This is a genomic window from Streptomyces sp. NPDC094143 (assembly GCF_040303825.1).
Taxonomy (GTDB): domain Bacteria; phylum Actinomycetota; class Actinomycetes; order Streptomycetales; family Streptomycetaceae; genus Streptomyces.
In genome coordinates, this window is record NZ_JBEOTZ010000057.1 from 15,686 (window position 1) to 29,691 (window position 14,006).

Genomic DNA, 14,006 nt, shown 5'->3' on the forward strand with positions numbered 1-14,006 from the left:
GTCGGAGCGGGACGTCCAGCCGGAAGTGGAGATCCACGATGCGCATCCGGCGCACGTGGTGGAAGCGGCGGGGGGCGTGGTTGGTGACGCCCGAGTCGAGTTCCACGGCGACACAGCCGGCGGCGCGAGCGCGGCCGAGGAGATGGTCGAACAGCCGGGCCCCGATCCCGGTCGACCGGCGTCCGGCGGCGGTGACCAGGTCCTTGACCAGGAGGATGCGGCCCCGGCTGGTGGCCGGGGTGCGGTGGGTGGCCACGGCCACGCAGGGGCCGTCCGTGAGGTACGCGGCGGTGAACACCGGCCCCTGCCCGAGCGCCTCGGCGGCGAACAGGTCGAAGGCGTCCGCCGCCGAATCCGGCCGCAGGGTGCGGATGAGCGGGCGTACGTCGTCCCGCATGCGCGGGGTGCCGGGTGTGACGTCTTCGACGTGGCGTAGGCCTGCCGACCGCGGACTCCCGGCCTCGCGGGGGCGGTACGGGCGGAGCGGCGGCCGGGCGGCACAGCCATGGGCCGGGCGGGCGCGCGGCGCCCCGCCCGGCCCGTGCTGTGCCGCTCAGCTGTCCGGCAGCTCGATCGACTGGGGGTGGCGGAAGAAGTTCCGCGGATCCCACGTCGCCTTGACGCGCTGCAGCCGCGGGTAGTTGTCCTTGTAGTACAGCTCGTGGCAGGACACCCCGGACCGGTTGAACTCGGGGTCGCTGAGGTCGTTGTCCGGGTAGTTGATGTAGCAGCCGTCGGTGACGTCGTTCGGCACCGGGACGCCGCCCGTGTCGGCGTACAGGTCCTGGTAGAAGGACCGCAGCCAGGTGACGTTCCGCTCGTCGTCCTCGGCCCTGTGCCAGTACGACTCGAAGTAGACCAGCCAGAGGGCGTCCCGGTGGGTCGCGGCGGTGGCGTGGTCGTCCAAGGCGCTGATCTGTCCGCGGACGGAGTTGATGACCAGGAAGCTGTACGGGTTGGGATTGACCGTCTTCGTCAGGTACCGGTAGATCGTCTGCACCTGGTGCTCGGGGAAGGCGTCCTTCATGTAGGTCGACTTGTGGGAGGTCCGCAGACTGGGGCTGGTGATGGTCTCGCCGGCGGTCATGGTCCGCGCCGTGGCCTTGAGGAACGGCTGCTCCGTGATGTTGACGCCGCGCGGCTGCACGCCCAGCGCGTCGGACACGAACGCGATGAAGTCGTCCACCAGCTTGCGGGCGTCCGGGACGGTCGAGTCGATCTGCGCGACGAAGTTGAAGGTGCCCGAGTCGGCGTGCTGCAGGAAGATCCAGTGCCCCATGTCGAGGTAGGGCGAGTCGAGGCTGCCGTGGGTCCTGGACCAGTCGGCGTACCGGGCCATGAAGGTCGCGAAGGCCTCTTCGGTGATGTCCTGCCACGACCAGGCCGCGAAGATGGAGAAGACGGTGGACGGCGCCTTCGGCAGCAGGTCGCCCGGGCTGCCCTCGGCGCCGCGGCTGCGCATCCAGAAGCGCGTGACCACACCGAAGTTGCCCCCTCCCCCGCCGGCGACGGCCCAGGCCAGGTCGTGGTTCGGGTCCTCCGGGTCGCGAGTGGCGACGACGGCGCGCACCTCGCCCAGTTCGTCGACGGTGACGACCTCGACGGCGTAGAGGTGGTCGCTGAGGATGCCGTGCTTGCGCGAGAGGATGCCGTATCCACCGCCGGAGAAGTGGCCGCCGGCGCCCGTGGCGTAGCAGCCGCCGCCCGGGAGGGTGACGCCCCAGCCGATGTGCAGCGTCTCGTAGATCTTCAGGAGCGTGGCGCCGGGCTCCACCACGAAGGCGCCGCGGTCGTCGTCGAAGCCGACGTGGTCCATCAGCCGCAGGTCGACGATGATCTCCGTCTCGTCGTTGAAGACGAGGTTCTCGAAGCAGTGGCCGCCGCTGCGGACCGCGATGCGCTTGTTGTCGCGGACCGCCTCCCGGACGATCTCGATGACCTGCTCGGTGGTGGAGGGCAGGCGGATCGCCTCGGGAGAGGCCACGTGCCGGTTGTTGCCGTGCCCCCTGATCATGTCGGGGTAGCGCGCGTCCTCGGGCGTCACCGTGGGGATGGCGTCGCTGTGGCGACGCGGCGTCGTGCTCTGGGGGGTGGCCGGAGCCGGGTGCGCGTTGGCTAAGGTGCTGTTCACTCGGTTCATGCTCCCGTCACTCGGTTCATGCTCCCGTTTCGTGAGCTGCTCGTCGGGCGGGCTCGTTCGCTCGCCGCACCACCAGCGTCCGTGCTCCCGTCGGGGACGGTCCGGAACTCCAGGGGCTATTTGTCAGGTACACCGATCTCGGTCGCCGCGAGGTGGTGTGGACCGGCCAACGAGCGACGATTTCCGGCAGTCCGGGCACTTCCGGTCGGTCGTCCGGGCACTTCCGACCGGTCGTCCGGGCACTTCCGACCGGTCGTCCCGACCCGGCTCACTGCCTCTCGTCGGGTGTGCGGGAACCGGTCCTGGAGCACTGGAGCACCCCCCCGGATGCGCTGCAACCGCAGCGCCGGCTGCGCCTCAAGGGCCTGTCCGGGCTTCCGGCAGTCGCCGCCGAGGAGTTCGCTGATGCGCTCCAGCCGCCGGGCGACGGTGTTGGGGTGCACGTGCAGCGCCTCGCCGGCGTTGGTGCGGCTGCTTCCGGAGGCGAAGTAGGCCTCGTGCGTGCGAATGAGGTCGGTGAGACGCTCCCCGCCGTAGGCGAGGACGGGACCGATGGCCCGAGTCGACGAAGCCGTCCACGTGTAGTCGTCGGACAGCAGGCCGAGGAAGCCCAGGTCCTGCGCGGAGGCGGCGCAGCCCACGCCGTTGAGGACGGTGAGCGCGTCCAGGCAGCGCGTGGCCTCTGTACATCCGGGCGACCGAGGAGGCTCCCCGGTCCGGCCCGGCCGCGCCCACGGACACCGGACGGCCGAGGAGCGGGGTGAGTTCGGCGGCGACGGCACGGGCCGCGGTGGAGGCGTCCGTGCCCGGCAGCAGCAGGACGATGCGGCCGCCCCGCACGGTCTTCGAGCCGGACATCCGGTACGCGGAGGAGGACGCCCACACGACGGCCCGGCCCTGCTCGCCGCCCTCGGGCCCGGCGACCACCACCACGTGCGGCCGGTCGGGATCGACGTCGAGTCTGCGGGCCCGCTGGGCCATGTGGTGCGGCGGGTGCACAAAGGGCGACACGGCCAGCAGTTCGTACAGGAGTCCGTCGCGCCTCAGTGCGTCCAGCTGGTCCGGTCCGATGTCCGAACCGCGTAGGCCAGTCGCGTCCCAGCCCGCTTCCCCGGTGCGTACCGCACGCCCGACGCGCTGCCAGCGTGGTCGCTTGCCCGTACCGCCCATGATCGTGACCAGTTCGCCCAGCACCGTAGATGTCCTCGCGCCACCCCCCTGCCGTCGCCCCTCGTTTCTGTTCCCCGGATCCTGGCTCCCGTAGTCGGCCCGTGGACATTCTCCACATTGGTCTGGGCTGTGACGGATTCGGAAGCCAAGCCCCGTGACGCCGTACACGAACCCCCCAACCTCAGCCGCCACTTCGGCTGCGCGCACGAGCTCCGCAGCCCTTTGACAGCTGCGTCATCTTTGCCACCAGCGGCGTGCCGGGGATCGAGTCGATACGCGAAGGGGGCCGGCGAGGTATCGCCGCCCCCCTTCACTCGGCCTGTCAGGCGGCGATCAACTGAGGCTCGCGGTTCTGCACGCCATCCGGGAAGCACACCCACTCGTGGAACGTGTACTCATGCGACTGGCCAGCCAGGCCGTCTCCGTCACGGGCGGGCTCCCGCGGGCGCCGGTCATGGTCACGGCATCACCGCCTCCGTCCTGGAGATCGGCCGCGTTCTCTCCGTCGCCCAGGAGGCCCGGAGCCGGGCCAACACCGCTCTGGTAGCCGGCAACTTCATCGGCGGCGCCGCCGGTTCCGCGGCCGCCTCCGGCCTGTGGGCGGCGGGCGGGCGGCGGGCGGCGGGCGGCCGGCGGGCGGTGAGCGCCGCCGGGGTGGCACCGAGCGCCTCGGCCTCGCGTCTGGCTGTGGGCCGACGACGCACACTCGCCGTGCGGCGACGCCGGTGAATGCCCGGCTTTCGCCCGGAGCGCCCCGGGTACCCGCAGCCGGCGCCGGAAGGTCATGCGCCCGCTCGGTCATCGGGTCCGGAAGCGGCGGAAGAGGTTGCGGGCCACGTACACGCCCGGGCCGCCGAAGCCGACGATGTCGACGCGTCCGTCACCGGTGATGTCGGCGACGAAGCGGGAGTGATGGCCGACCCGCCAGGCGCCCGCGTCGTCGTTGTGACCGAAGCCGCGGCACACCAGCTGCGCCTGCTCGAACCGGCCGTCGCCGCAGTTGCGCGACACCCAGACCCCTTCGTCGCCGAAGCCGACGATGTCCGGGTTGCCGTCGCCGGTGACGTCGCCCAGGAGGCGAAGGTGCTTGTCGTTTGTCCATCCCTGGGCGAGCCCGAAGTCGTTCAGGACGAGCTTGGAGGGCTCGAACGTGCCGTCGCCGCGCCCACGTGCGACGACGACACCCTGCGGGCCGAACCCGACGAGGTCCACTGCTCCGCCATCGGTAGTCCTGACCAGGAACCGGGGGTGCTCCTCGACCGAGCTCCACCCCTGGTCGACCCCGAAGTCGTCGAGGACCCACAGAGGGTCGGCGAACGTCCCGTCCTCATCCTGGAGCGACACCCAGACACCGTCGTCGTGGAAGCCGACGATGTCGACGCGGCCGTCGCCGGTGGTGTCGGCGAGGAAGCGGGGATGCTTGTCGGCAACCCACCCGCCCGCCGGCTGTCCGTGGCCGAACGCCCGGAGAGCCGGTTCCGCGGCGAGGGGGGCGAACTTTCCTTGCTCGTCCTGGAGTGAGATCCAGACGCCGTCGTCGTGGAAGCCGACGATGTCGGCGCGGCCGTCGCCGGTGGTGTCGGTGAGAAAGCGGGGATGCTTGTCGGCAACCCACCCGCCGGCCGACTGCCCGTGGCCGAACGCCTTGATGACCGGCTCGCCGCTCGCGGGTGCGAATTTCTGGTCCTCGTCCTGCAGGAACACGCGGACACCGTCGGCGGCGAGGACGACGACGTCGGGCCTGCCGTTGCCCGTCGTGTCCGCGAGGGTCCACAGGTCCTTGGGACTCGGCGAGGGTACGGGTGGGTGCAGGACGCGCTCGTCGTCCTTGAAGGTGCCGTCGCCTTCGCTGGCGGCCGTCACAGCTCCCTTCGCGGGTTTGAGTCCGACGATGTCCGCTCGGCCTGCTCCGGTGGTGTCGGCGAGGAACCGGTCACCGAGCCCGGCCCACGAGCCCGGCTGCGCACTGTGAGACCGGTTGGCGACGTCGCTCTTCCACCCGCCGGCGTCCTGGTCGCTTCCGAACCGTTTGAGGACCAGCAGCATGTCGCTGAAGGAGGGTGTCGCACCGGGTGCCGGCCGCAGCGCGGCGGAGCGGGCCAGCCGCCAGGACCGGCGGCCGTTCCAGTGGCCCAGTGGTGCCCAGCGCAGCACAGGGTCGCTGGTGCGCTCGGGGGTGGCCGGGACGAACCGCCAGCGCTGGCTCTCGGCGCTGTCGTCGTACGCGCGCAGGACGACCCGGGTGTCGTCCGCTGCGGGGTCGGCGAGGTCGAGAACGACCCCGTCGGTGGCGCCCTCGATGAAGTAGAGGCCGGCTTCGCCCTCGACGGGGACGACGTGCCACTGCTGGCCCTTCCTTCCGGTGGTGGCGTCCCACTGGCGGACACCGCGGTCCGCGGCGGCGGGATTGTCGAGGACCTTGCCGCTGACCGCGTTGCGGATCACATACGCCTGTTCGTCCTGTACCGGTCCGCCTTGCGTGGCCTGTACGGGGGTGAGCTGCCACTGTTCCGGGCTCGGGCCGCCGTCGGAGAAGTCGCGGACGACGAGCGCCCCGTCCGGGCTCGGCGTGGCCTTGGCGCCGAGGGTCTTCCCGGTGGCGGCGTTGACGATCTGAAGTTTCAGTTCTTGCGTGGGCACGGGCATCGTGGTGCCTCTTCCAGGCGGTACGGGCAGGGGCTCGGGGCCGATGCGGCGTGGCGTGGGCCGCGGGTCACGTGAAGACGTGGTGGTAGGGGACGCTCCACTCGTTGGGCAGCCGCGGGTAGAAGGTGTTGATGACCGTGCCGGTGAAGTCGCCACCCCAGTTGTAGGTGAGGCGCACCTCGCTGTCGGCGGCCACCGTGTGGTCCTTGAACCCGAGGATGGCGTCGGGGTGGGTGATCGGCACGAAGGTGATCCCGCCCCACGGTGTCACCGTCACGACCCACAGCTGGGTGTCCTCGGGGGCGCCGTTCTTCCCGCGCCACTTGTCGCCGACCTTGTCGGGGAGGCCGACCTGGACGGTGTCGGCTGGGTTCTTGGGGGCGTCCTGGTGGACGGTGATGCGCCGGCGCTGCGGCTTGGGCACGCCGTCGTCGCCGCGCCCGGTGTCCGCTGCACCCGAAGCGGTGGGCGCGGTGGAGGACTTGGGCGGCACCTGGCCCGCGGCGCTCTCGATGAAGTACAGCGGCCGCTGCCCGAAGAAGCCGGCCGGGGTGATGTGCCAGAGGTGGCCCTGCGCCTCCTTGGTGGCCGGATCGAGCGCTGTGGCCAGCTTGACCCCCTTGTCATGGCTCGACTCCCCCAGTTCGGCCGGCCGGAGGTAGCCGCCGTTGAAGGCGTGGACGAGCATGACCGGCCGGTTCTCCACCAGCGCGGCCACGATGGCGTTGTCGTAGCTGTTCACCGCCACCGGGCCGCCGACTACCAGATTCGACATCGCCGTGCGTTCTTGGGTGTACATCGCGGAAACCTCACCTTTTTCGGATGTGGCAGGAAATGCGCCAGACACTCGGTGCGGTGATCCTGGGGAGGGATTAGGCCATACCTTGATCCTCCCGGAATCATGGAATCTCCGAACCGAATAGGAGCCCACGTCCCTTAGGTCACTCACGGCACATTCGCGTACACAGAATCTGCGCGAGCAGGGCTTGCAGGAAGCCCTCAGCCGCTCGGCCGACAGCGCTTCAAGTTACTTCCCCCGCAACGGAGTTGGGATGACACGGTGAAGCATTTTCACTCGTTCGGGCATAACGGCCTCAGCACTCTTCCTCGGACTTACGGACCCTGTTAGCTTCGAACTTCGAAAAATCCCGCAGATGCCTGCTGTCTTTTCGCCGAGCATTTTCGGCCAGATGAGTCGAGGACGGGGAATGCCTTCCAACGCATACAGCCTGGACAGGGCCAAGCGGCAGCCGCTGACGAAGAAGAACCTCCGAGAACTGAACATCCATCAGAACTGGCAGGCCCTCCTGGACCACCCCAACCTCGTCTACGTCGACGACTACGGCGTGCGGCACAAGCCGGTCGGGTTCTCCGTGAACAAGTCGGTCTTCGGCGCCTTCCCCGCGTCGAAGTCGGCGTTTCAGCTGGGATGGCTGGCGTACATGAACCTCGGGGAGGCGCTGATCGAGGAGCGGTGCAACGTGGACCAGCCCCCGCCCGACACCTTCTCCTGTCGCTCCTACGTGAACCGCAGCCAGACGGAACCGATGACCTTCACCGACTCGGTCGACTTCACCGTGTCGAACGGCATCACATGGTCGCTGCACGGAGATGCCAAGCTCACCTTCGGCGGCACCGTCAGCGCGCAGCTGCAACTGCAGTTGCAGAACCAGCTCAAGATGGACCTGCAGTCGCAGCTTCAGACGCAATGCCAGAACGAAGTGTCGAACAAGAACGCAAACACCGTCACCAACAAGAACAGCAAGGACAGCGTCGGCGTGGACAACGCCAACGCCACCGAGACGGCCACGCGGAACGCGGCAACAAACTCCGCGACGAACTCGGTGACGGACTCGGTCGCGTTCACCACTTCGGGCAGCGCCACCGGCACCGCATCGCTCAACGCCTCGTTGGCACTGGGTATCGCAGCCACCGTCGGCGGCTCTCTGACCACCAGTTGGGCCTCGAAGTCGCAGATCTCCGGCAAGGTCGCTCCGAACTCCCGCGTGGAGACCATCGTGACGCAGCGGCGCTGCTGCAAGCAGTACCGGTACGAGATTCCGGTGACCTTCTCCGGGTTCGTCGCGGTGAAGTACGACGTGCCGGTTGCGGTCCAGTCGCCGCCGCAGTCCGGGAGCTATCCCGGACTCGACGAGTTGGTGGCCCGCCCCATCAGCGACCTCGATCTGGCCGGTGGCGGCTTCCTGATGCACGGGTGGGCGGAGGTGGTCTCCGCGCTGGATGTCCACCACACGATGTTCGACGGCGAGAGCCTGACCGGCAGTGACCGGGCGCTGCACAAGCAGCCTTCCGATGGATGAGCAGGGGTGAGGACCGTGGTGTTCGACAACATCTTCAAGTCCGCGATCGATGGTGCGGGGCTGTTCTCGGTGGGAACCGACCGTCCCGGACCGGAGCCGGGTGCGGGGGTCGACTTCGAGGACGTCGACGCAGGCGCCTACGACGACACCAGGACAGGTCTGTTCAGCAACGCGATCCACGGGGCCTCCTCCCGCGCGAAGGTCGTGCAGGAGCAATCGCCTCAGGCGCGGGTCATCCTGGGATTGCTCGGCTCCTTCATCCAGACCACGCAGGCATCGGCCAGTACGCAGGCGCGGTACGCCGGCGAGGCCAGCTCAGTGTCCACCGCGGCGTCCAGCGGCATGCAGGATGCCCGCTCGAAGATCCCGGAGAACGAGGGGCTGAAGAGGAACGAGGACCTGAAGGACAGGCCGGCGAGGAGCGAGTACGCCACGCCTCCCAAGGCCCCGGACACCCCCAAGGCTCCACCGGCCCCCGCGGCAGCCAAGGCGGCCGCTGAGACCCCGCAGACCCTGGGGGAGACCAGCAAGACCGAGGCGACCGTCAAGGACTCATCCGGTTCCCCGTAGCACTCGGCTCACGAGGGGGGGCAGGGGCGTGGCCGCCTCTGCCCCCCTTGTGTGTCACCCGTGAAGCAGTTGCCACTGCCGGTTCCGGTGGTCGCCCTCCGCCCCGTCCTGCTTGATCGCCGCACGCGCGTTGGTGTCCACCCGCAGCAGCAGACCGCTGTTGTGGTTCGCGATCTCGTACACCCGGGGCGTGTCGGTCACAGAACCCACCGGGATGAGCCGCCACTGCTGGTGGTGCGCGTCAGGCCCCTCGTAGGCACGCTGCGCGACCACCGCGCCGGCCGCCTCCTGTGCGCCCACGACCTCCAGGACCTTGCCGCTGCGCACGTTCTCGAACCGGTACAGCACCTCGCCGTTGTCCTGACCCGCCGCGACCAGCCGCCATCGCTGGTGATCCCTGGCCACCGCGAGGGCCTGGTGGACCTCGGCCCCGTCCGCGGTCGACTCACGCACGACCGCCATCCGCAACCTGCTGCGGACGCTGGCCCAGCAGACCACCGTGCCCGACTCGGGCAGCCCGGCCATCCTCTGCGAGGGGACCTTCCGCACCCGGCTGTTGCCGTGGTCGACGATGAAAAGCGTGTCGACGCAGTCCACGGCCAGACCGCTCGGGTTCTTCAGCTGGGCCGAGGCGGCGGGGGCGCCGTCCCCGCCGAAGGAACCGGCACCCGTGCCCGCGACCGTGCTGATCTTCCCATCGGTAGTGATCTTGCGGACCCGGTGGTTGTGCCACTCCGCGATGTAGAGGTTGCCGGCGCTGTCCACCACCAGGCCAATGGGCAGGTTCAGCTGGGCGGCGGTGGCCAGGCCGCCGTCCCCGCCGAAGGACGCCACACCGGTGCCCGCGACCGTACTGATCTTCCCATCGGCCCTCGTCACCTTCCGGACCCGATGATTGCCGTAGTCAGCGATGTAGAGGTCACCCGCCCCGTCGACCGCCACCGAGAACGGGCCGTTCAGCCGTGCGACGGTGGCGAGACCGCCGTCCCCGCCGAAGGACGCCACACCGGTGCCCGCGACCGTACTGATCTTCCCATCGGCTCCCGTCACCCTCCGGACCCGATGATTGCCGTACTCGGCGATGTAGAGGTCACCCGCCCCGTCGACCGCCACCGAGAACGGGCCGTTCAGCCGTGCGGCGGTGGCCAGGCCACCGTCCCCGCCGAAGGACGCCACACCGGTGCCCGCGACCGTACTGATCTTCCCATCGGCCCTCGTCACCCTCCGGACCCGATGATTGCCGGAATCGGCGATGTAGAGATCGCCCGCGCTGTCCACCGCCACCGACCGGGGGTAGTTCAGCTGAGCCGAGACAGCGGGGCCGCCGTCACCACCGAAGGCCGCGACGCCCGTACCCGCGACCGTGCTGATCTGCCCGTCAGTCGTCACCTTCCGGATCCTGTGGTTCCCGGAATCGGCAATGTAGAGGGTGCCGGCGCTGTCCACCGCCACTCCATTCGGGAGGTTCACCTGCGCCGAGACAGCCGGCTCCTTGTCCCCTTTGGGCGCCCCCGCCACCCCGGTCCCCACGACCGTACTGATCTGAGGGTCGGATTGCTTCTCACCCGTGGCTGCCGTCGTGGCAGTGCTCATGGTCATCCCTTCACCGTTTCGACCGCCGCATACCGACGGCCGTGTTTCAACTACGGTTCGTTGCACAGGCGTTGGGCCTCCACCGCCCCCTTCCGGCGGCTCCTTGCGGGAGAACGGCGACGAGGCGCCACACCGAACCGGCAGCCCGCCCTGCCGACGGCGGGACACGAGCATCTGGCGGACTCCGGCAAGAGCTCGCTCGTCACGACGGACCCGCCGAGAAGCGGGCAGCCGCGAATACGGGCACCAGGCCAGTCGAGTGAAGGCCTCGATTCCCCCGCGCCCTCGAGACGAAGCTCCAAGGCGCGGTCGATGACGGAGCCTCATCAATCCCGGCCGCTGACCGGTGGCCGCATACTCGAAGCGGCGCCCCGATGGTCCCTTCGCCCGGTAAGGCGGTGGTAGTTGTGGTGGACGACCCAGTGGTCGCAAGAGGTGGGCGCGTTGAGCTTCCGTCGTCCACGTCCGGGCGTTCCGGGCGTAGAGGATCGGCATAGGCGGACCAGAGGAGGGGTGGCTAGATCACGCCTCCGCGACTTGGAGCAGGCAGCTGACGGGGATGTCGTCCTCGGTGTCGCTCGCGCTCTTCTTGACGCGGCCGATGGCAATCTTCTGTGTACTCGTCGGAAGCTTCGCGCCGTTGTGGACCCGGCCGCCTGCGTGCGTGACGTCCAGGTCCACGGCGGCGCTCCAGTTGGTGCCGTCGTGCCAGTTCACCTTGATCTTCGCATCCGCCCAGGCGGAAGCGCAGCTGATCCACATGTCGCCCGACCAGCCGGCCTGATTGGCTGCCGGGACGGCCAGGACGATGCCGTACTTGTAGTGGATGAGCTCGCCGTTCTCAGTGAACGCGAAGCCGGGGGGAATCTCACCAGTCTGGAAGTCCGCCATCAACGCTCCTTGTCCGCCACTGCCCCGATCCCCAGGGAGAGACACCCTGCCGCAGGCCTTCAGCCCACGGCGCGGTCCACGCTAGGGGCTCTGCAGCGCCCTTTCGCCACCTTCCAGGGCAAACCATCCATACAGGGATGGCGGCAGCTGAGCCGGTCCGTCCTCTGCTCTCCTGCGCCCCGGGTGCCCCCTGTCGTGCCCCGCGGTGGCTGACTCCTTCGGCTGCCGACCGGCTTCGGATCGGAATGCCGTTACTGGTGTCCAGTGCCAATCAACCCTGACCCGTTGCCACGGAAGTCCGACCGGCGTCGATAGCGCCACACGTGCACTCGGGCACCACGGAGACCGAGCCGATCCGCGATCAGATGCCCGCGTTGAGCAGGTCGGTCCTCAGCAAGGCGTCTCCGGCCCCGCGGCGAGCCTGCCCGGGACTTCTCCGGGAGCCGTTCACGCTCGCCACACATGCCGCCTTCCACACCCGGGTACACCGCATCACCCTGCCGCCCGCCCGCAGTCGGCATCGTCAGCGTCGCCCTCACCGACCTGCTTCAGGAACGAACGAAAACGACGTCACCAGCACTTCTCCCGACAACGACACCGGCTGAATCAAGCACCAGCACACACACTGGGTTGCGAAACCCAGTAGAGCCGGATAGGAATGGGTTGGCAAACCCAAAAAAGCTCGGCTGGGCGGGTGGCTCGGGACGCGAGCGCTGACGCACGGATGGGAGAGCGGTGATGGACAAGGACACGAAAGTCCTCGTGCTCGGTGGTGGCGGTGTCGCGGGTATCGCCTGGGAGACCGGGATCCTCGCGGGACTGGCTGACGCGGGTGTCTACGTGACCGACGCGGACCTGGTGGTCGGAACGTCTGCCGGTGCGACCGTCGCGGCACAGGCGACCAATTCCAAGCCTCCCAGTGCTCTCTACGACTGTCGGAGCGTCGTGCGCTCATCGAGGCCCGGCTCCCGGATCACCAGTGGCCCGCGCGGCGCCTCGCCATCACGACCGTCGACGCGGAGTCGGGCGAGTTCGTCGCGGGTGTGGCCGGCGGTCCCGATCCGCGGCCGCCGTCTCTTCGACGGCGGTATGCGCAGCGGGACCAACGCCGATGTCGCGAAGGACTACGGCAAGGTGCTGGTCCTCGACGTGATCGGTTTTCCGGAGACCACTGACGTGGAACCGGTTTCCGCGCCGCTGCTCACTGTCACACCGGGCGAGGCTTCCCAGGCCGGACTGCAGAACCTCCTCGACCCGGACTCCCGCGCCATCTGTGCACGAGCCGGATACGACCAGGGCCAGAGGATCGCGGCAGAGGTCAAGGCCTTCTGGGCCTGATCGGTGCTTCGGGCACACGTGGGCTTCGGGCCACACGTGGGCTCCGGCCACCAGACAGACAGCAAGAACACGACGAGCCTCGACTGTTCAACCAACCACGACAAGGAAAAGCTCATGAAGATCTTCATGACCGGTGCCACCGGTTACATCGGCAGCGTCATCACCGAGAAGTTGCTGCAAGCCGGACACCAGGTCGTCGGACTCGCCCGTTCCGATGCCTCCGCTCGAGCTCTGCAGGGGCTCGGCGCCGAGCCCCTCCGCGGAAGCCTCGGTGACACCCAGCTCCTGACCGACGCGGCTCGGGCCGCCGACGGAGTCATTCAGAACGCCTTCGACCTCGGCGCCGACTTCGCGACGGCCAGCGCTGAGGAAGCGAAGGCTGTCGACGCCTTGATCACCGCACTGCAAGGCAGTGGCAAGCCACTCGTCTACACCAGCGGCACGGGAGGCTTGGGAGACACCGGCTCCATCGTCTACGACGAGGAGACCCCCATCGCCGCATCGGAATCTCCTACCGTGCGGGCGCTTCAGCTGCGCTTCGAGACCGAGAAGGCCGTGACCAGTGCGACCGGTCTGCGTGGTGTCGCGCTGCGGCCACCGAACGTCTTCGGGCGTGGTGGCGGCCGCTCGGTCCTGTGGCTGATCGGAGCGGCGGGTCGGAAGCTGGGCGCCGTTCCCTACCCGATGGAGGCGGGCGACAACCTGTGGTCCCTGGTCCACGTCGACGATCTGGCGGACCTTTACGTTCTGGCCGTGGAGAAAGCGCCTGGCGGCGAGTTGTTCCACGCTGCATCCCGCAGTGGGCTTCGCACCCAGGACATCGCCGTCGCGATCAGTCGTGGCGCAGGGCTCGGAGGCAAGACCGTCGCGCTGGACAGGGACGAACTCGCCGAAGCTCTCGGCGCACCGCCGGTTGCGGACTACTGGTCCATCAACAGCCAGATCTCAGGGGAGAAGGCGCGTCGCGTGCTCGGCTGGGAACCGCGGCACCTCGACGTCCTCGGCGAACTGGGCCAGCCCGCGTACTGAACTCGCCGAACGACGGGCTACTGGTGTTCTGACAGGCGGGTGAAGGAACGCCGGTAGGCCGTGGGGGTCAGCCCGACCCGCCGGACCAGGTGCTGGCGCAACGAGTCCGCGCTGCCCAGCCCGCTGCGCGCGGCGACGACATCCATCGGCAGATCGGTGGATTCCAGCAGTTCCCTGGCTCGGATGATGCGCTGGTGCAGCAACCACTGCAGTGGGCTGAGCCCGGTCTCCTCTCGGAACCGGCGCGTCAGCGTCCGGACGCTGTTGTGGGCGTGCCGGGCCAGATCGGTGAGCGTGAGCTGCTGGTC

11 protein-coding genes and 2 pseudogenes are annotated in these 14,006 nt (G+C 68.9%); 4 read left to right on the forward strand and 9 right to left on the reverse strand.

Annotation, left to right across the window (positions count from 1 at the left end):
• Positions 1 to 70: 70 nt before the first annotated feature.
• The 6 genes and pseudogenes from ABTZ58_RS36890 to ABTZ58_RS36915 form a co-directional block, all read right to left on the reverse strand.
• Positions 71 to 397 (reverse strand): annotated as a pseudogene (locus ABTZ58_RS36890) (GNAT family N-acetyltransferase); the annotation flags it as partial.
• Between the two features lie 156 nt (positions 398 to 553).
• Positions 554 to 2,140 (reverse strand): FAD-binding oxidoreductase, encoded by a 1,587-nt coding sequence (locus tag ABTZ58_RS36895; RefSeq protein WP_502996194.1) that lies wholly within the window; start codon positions 2,138 to 2,140, stop codon positions 554 to 556.
• 116 nt (positions 2,141 to 2,256) lie between these two features.
• Entirely contained in the window at positions 2,257 to 2,781 is a 525-nt protein-coding gene (locus ABTZ58_RS36900) for a helix-turn-helix domain-containing protein (RefSeq protein WP_351366851.1), read from the reverse strand.
• 100 nt (positions 2,782 to 2,881) lie between these two features.
• A pseudogene (locus ABTZ58_RS36905) lies at positions 2,882 to 3,310 on the reverse strand (hypothetical protein); the annotation flags it as partial.
• 798 nt (positions 3,311 to 4,108) lie between these two features.
• Entirely contained in the window at positions 4,109 to 5,956 is a 1,848-nt protein-coding gene (locus ABTZ58_RS36910; protein ID WP_351366854.1) for an FG-GAP-like repeat-containing protein, read from the reverse strand.
• Positions 5,957 to 6,023: 67 nt separating this feature from the next.
• Positions 6,024 to 6,755 (reverse strand): hypothetical protein, encoded by a 732-nt coding sequence (locus tag ABTZ58_RS36915; RefSeq protein ID WP_351366857.1) that lies wholly within the window; start codon positions 6,753 to 6,755, stop codon positions 6,024 to 6,026.
• Positions 6,756 to 7,164: 409 nt separating this feature from the next.
• On the opposite strand from ABTZ58_RS36915, the gene ABTZ58_RS36920 reads away from it, so the two are divergent.
• Positions 7,165 to 8,277 (forward strand): hypothetical protein, encoded by a 1,113-nt coding sequence (locus ABTZ58_RS36920; protein ID WP_351366878.1) that lies wholly within the window; start codon positions 7,165 to 7,167, stop codon positions 8,275 to 8,277.
• A gap of 6 nt (positions 8,278 to 8,283) precedes the next feature.
• Complete coding sequence (locus ABTZ58_RS36925) at positions 8,284 to 8,847, forward strand: hypothetical protein (RefSeq protein WP_502996195.1); 564 nt, start codon at positions 8,284 to 8,286, stop codon at positions 8,845 to 8,847.
• A gap of 54 nt (positions 8,848 to 8,901) precedes the next feature.
• Here the strand turns inward: ABTZ58_RS36925 and ABTZ58_RS36930 are convergent, their stop codons facing one another.
• Positions 8,902 to 10,440 carry an NHL domain-containing protein gene (locus ABTZ58_RS36930; RefSeq protein ID WP_351366860.1) on the reverse strand — a complete coding sequence of 513 codons (1,539 nt, stop codon included), beginning with the start codon at positions 10,438 to 10,440 and terminating at the stop codon, positions 8,902 to 8,904.
• 522 nt (positions 10,441 to 10,962) lie between these two features.
• On the reverse strand, positions 10,963 to 11,331 hold the full coding sequence (locus ABTZ58_RS36935) for a hypothetical protein (protein WP_351366863.1): 369 nt from the start codon (positions 11,329 to 11,331) through the stop codon (positions 10,963 to 10,965).
• A gap of 738 nt (positions 11,332 to 12,069) precedes the next feature.
• On the opposite strand from ABTZ58_RS36935, the gene ABTZ58_RS36940 reads away from it, so the two are divergent.
• On the forward strand, positions 12,070 to 12,669 hold the full coding sequence (locus ABTZ58_RS36940) for a patatin-like phospholipase family protein (RefSeq protein ID WP_351366866.1): 600 nt from the start codon (positions 12,070 to 12,072) through the stop codon (positions 12,667 to 12,669).
• Between the two features lie 114 nt (positions 12,670 to 12,783).
• Positions 12,784 to 13,698 carry an NAD-dependent epimerase/dehydratase family protein gene (locus tag ABTZ58_RS36945; RefSeq protein WP_351366869.1) on the forward strand — a complete coding sequence of 305 codons (915 nt, stop codon included), beginning with the start codon at positions 12,784 to 12,786 and terminating at the stop codon, positions 13,696 to 13,698.
• A 17-nt stretch (positions 13,699 to 13,715) separates the two neighbouring features.
• Here the strand turns inward: ABTZ58_RS36945 and ABTZ58_RS36950 are convergent.
• A partial coding sequence (locus ABTZ58_RS36950; protein WP_351366872.1) for a helix-turn-helix domain-containing protein occupies positions 13,716 to 14,006 on the reverse strand: 291 nt, incomplete at its 5' end.

Coding starts and splice junctions, on each gene's coding strand:
- ABTZ58_RS36895 (WP_502996194.1), bottom strand. CDS start 2,140: ATGAACCGAGTGAACAGCACCTTAGCCAACGCGCACCCGGCTCCGGCC.
- ABTZ58_RS36910 (WP_351366854.1), bottom strand. CDS start 5,956: ATGCCCGTGCCCACGCAAGAACTGAAACTTCAGATCGTCAACGCCGCC.
- ABTZ58_RS36915 (WP_351366857.1), bottom strand. CDS start 6,755: ATGTACACCCAAGAACGCACGGCGATGTCGAATCTGGTAGTCGGCGGC.
- ABTZ58_RS36920 (WP_351366878.1), top strand. CDS start 7,165: ATGCCTTCCAACGCATACAGCCTGGACAGGGCCAAGCGGCAGCCGCTG.
- ABTZ58_RS36930 (WP_351366860.1), bottom strand. CDS start 10,440: ATGAGCACTGCCACGACGGCAGCCACGGGTGAGAAGCAATCCGACCCT.
- ABTZ58_RS36935 (WP_351366863.1), bottom strand. CDS start 11,331: ATGGCGGACTTCCAGACTGGTGAGATTCCCCCCGGCTTCGCGTTCACT.
- ABTZ58_RS36940 (WP_351366866.1), top strand. CDS start 12,070: ATGGACAAGGACACGAAAGTCCTCGTGCTCGGTGGTGGCGGTGTCGCG.
- ABTZ58_RS36945 (WP_351366869.1), top strand. CDS start 12,784: ATGAAGATCTTCATGACCGGTGCCACCGGTTACATCGGCAGCGTCATC.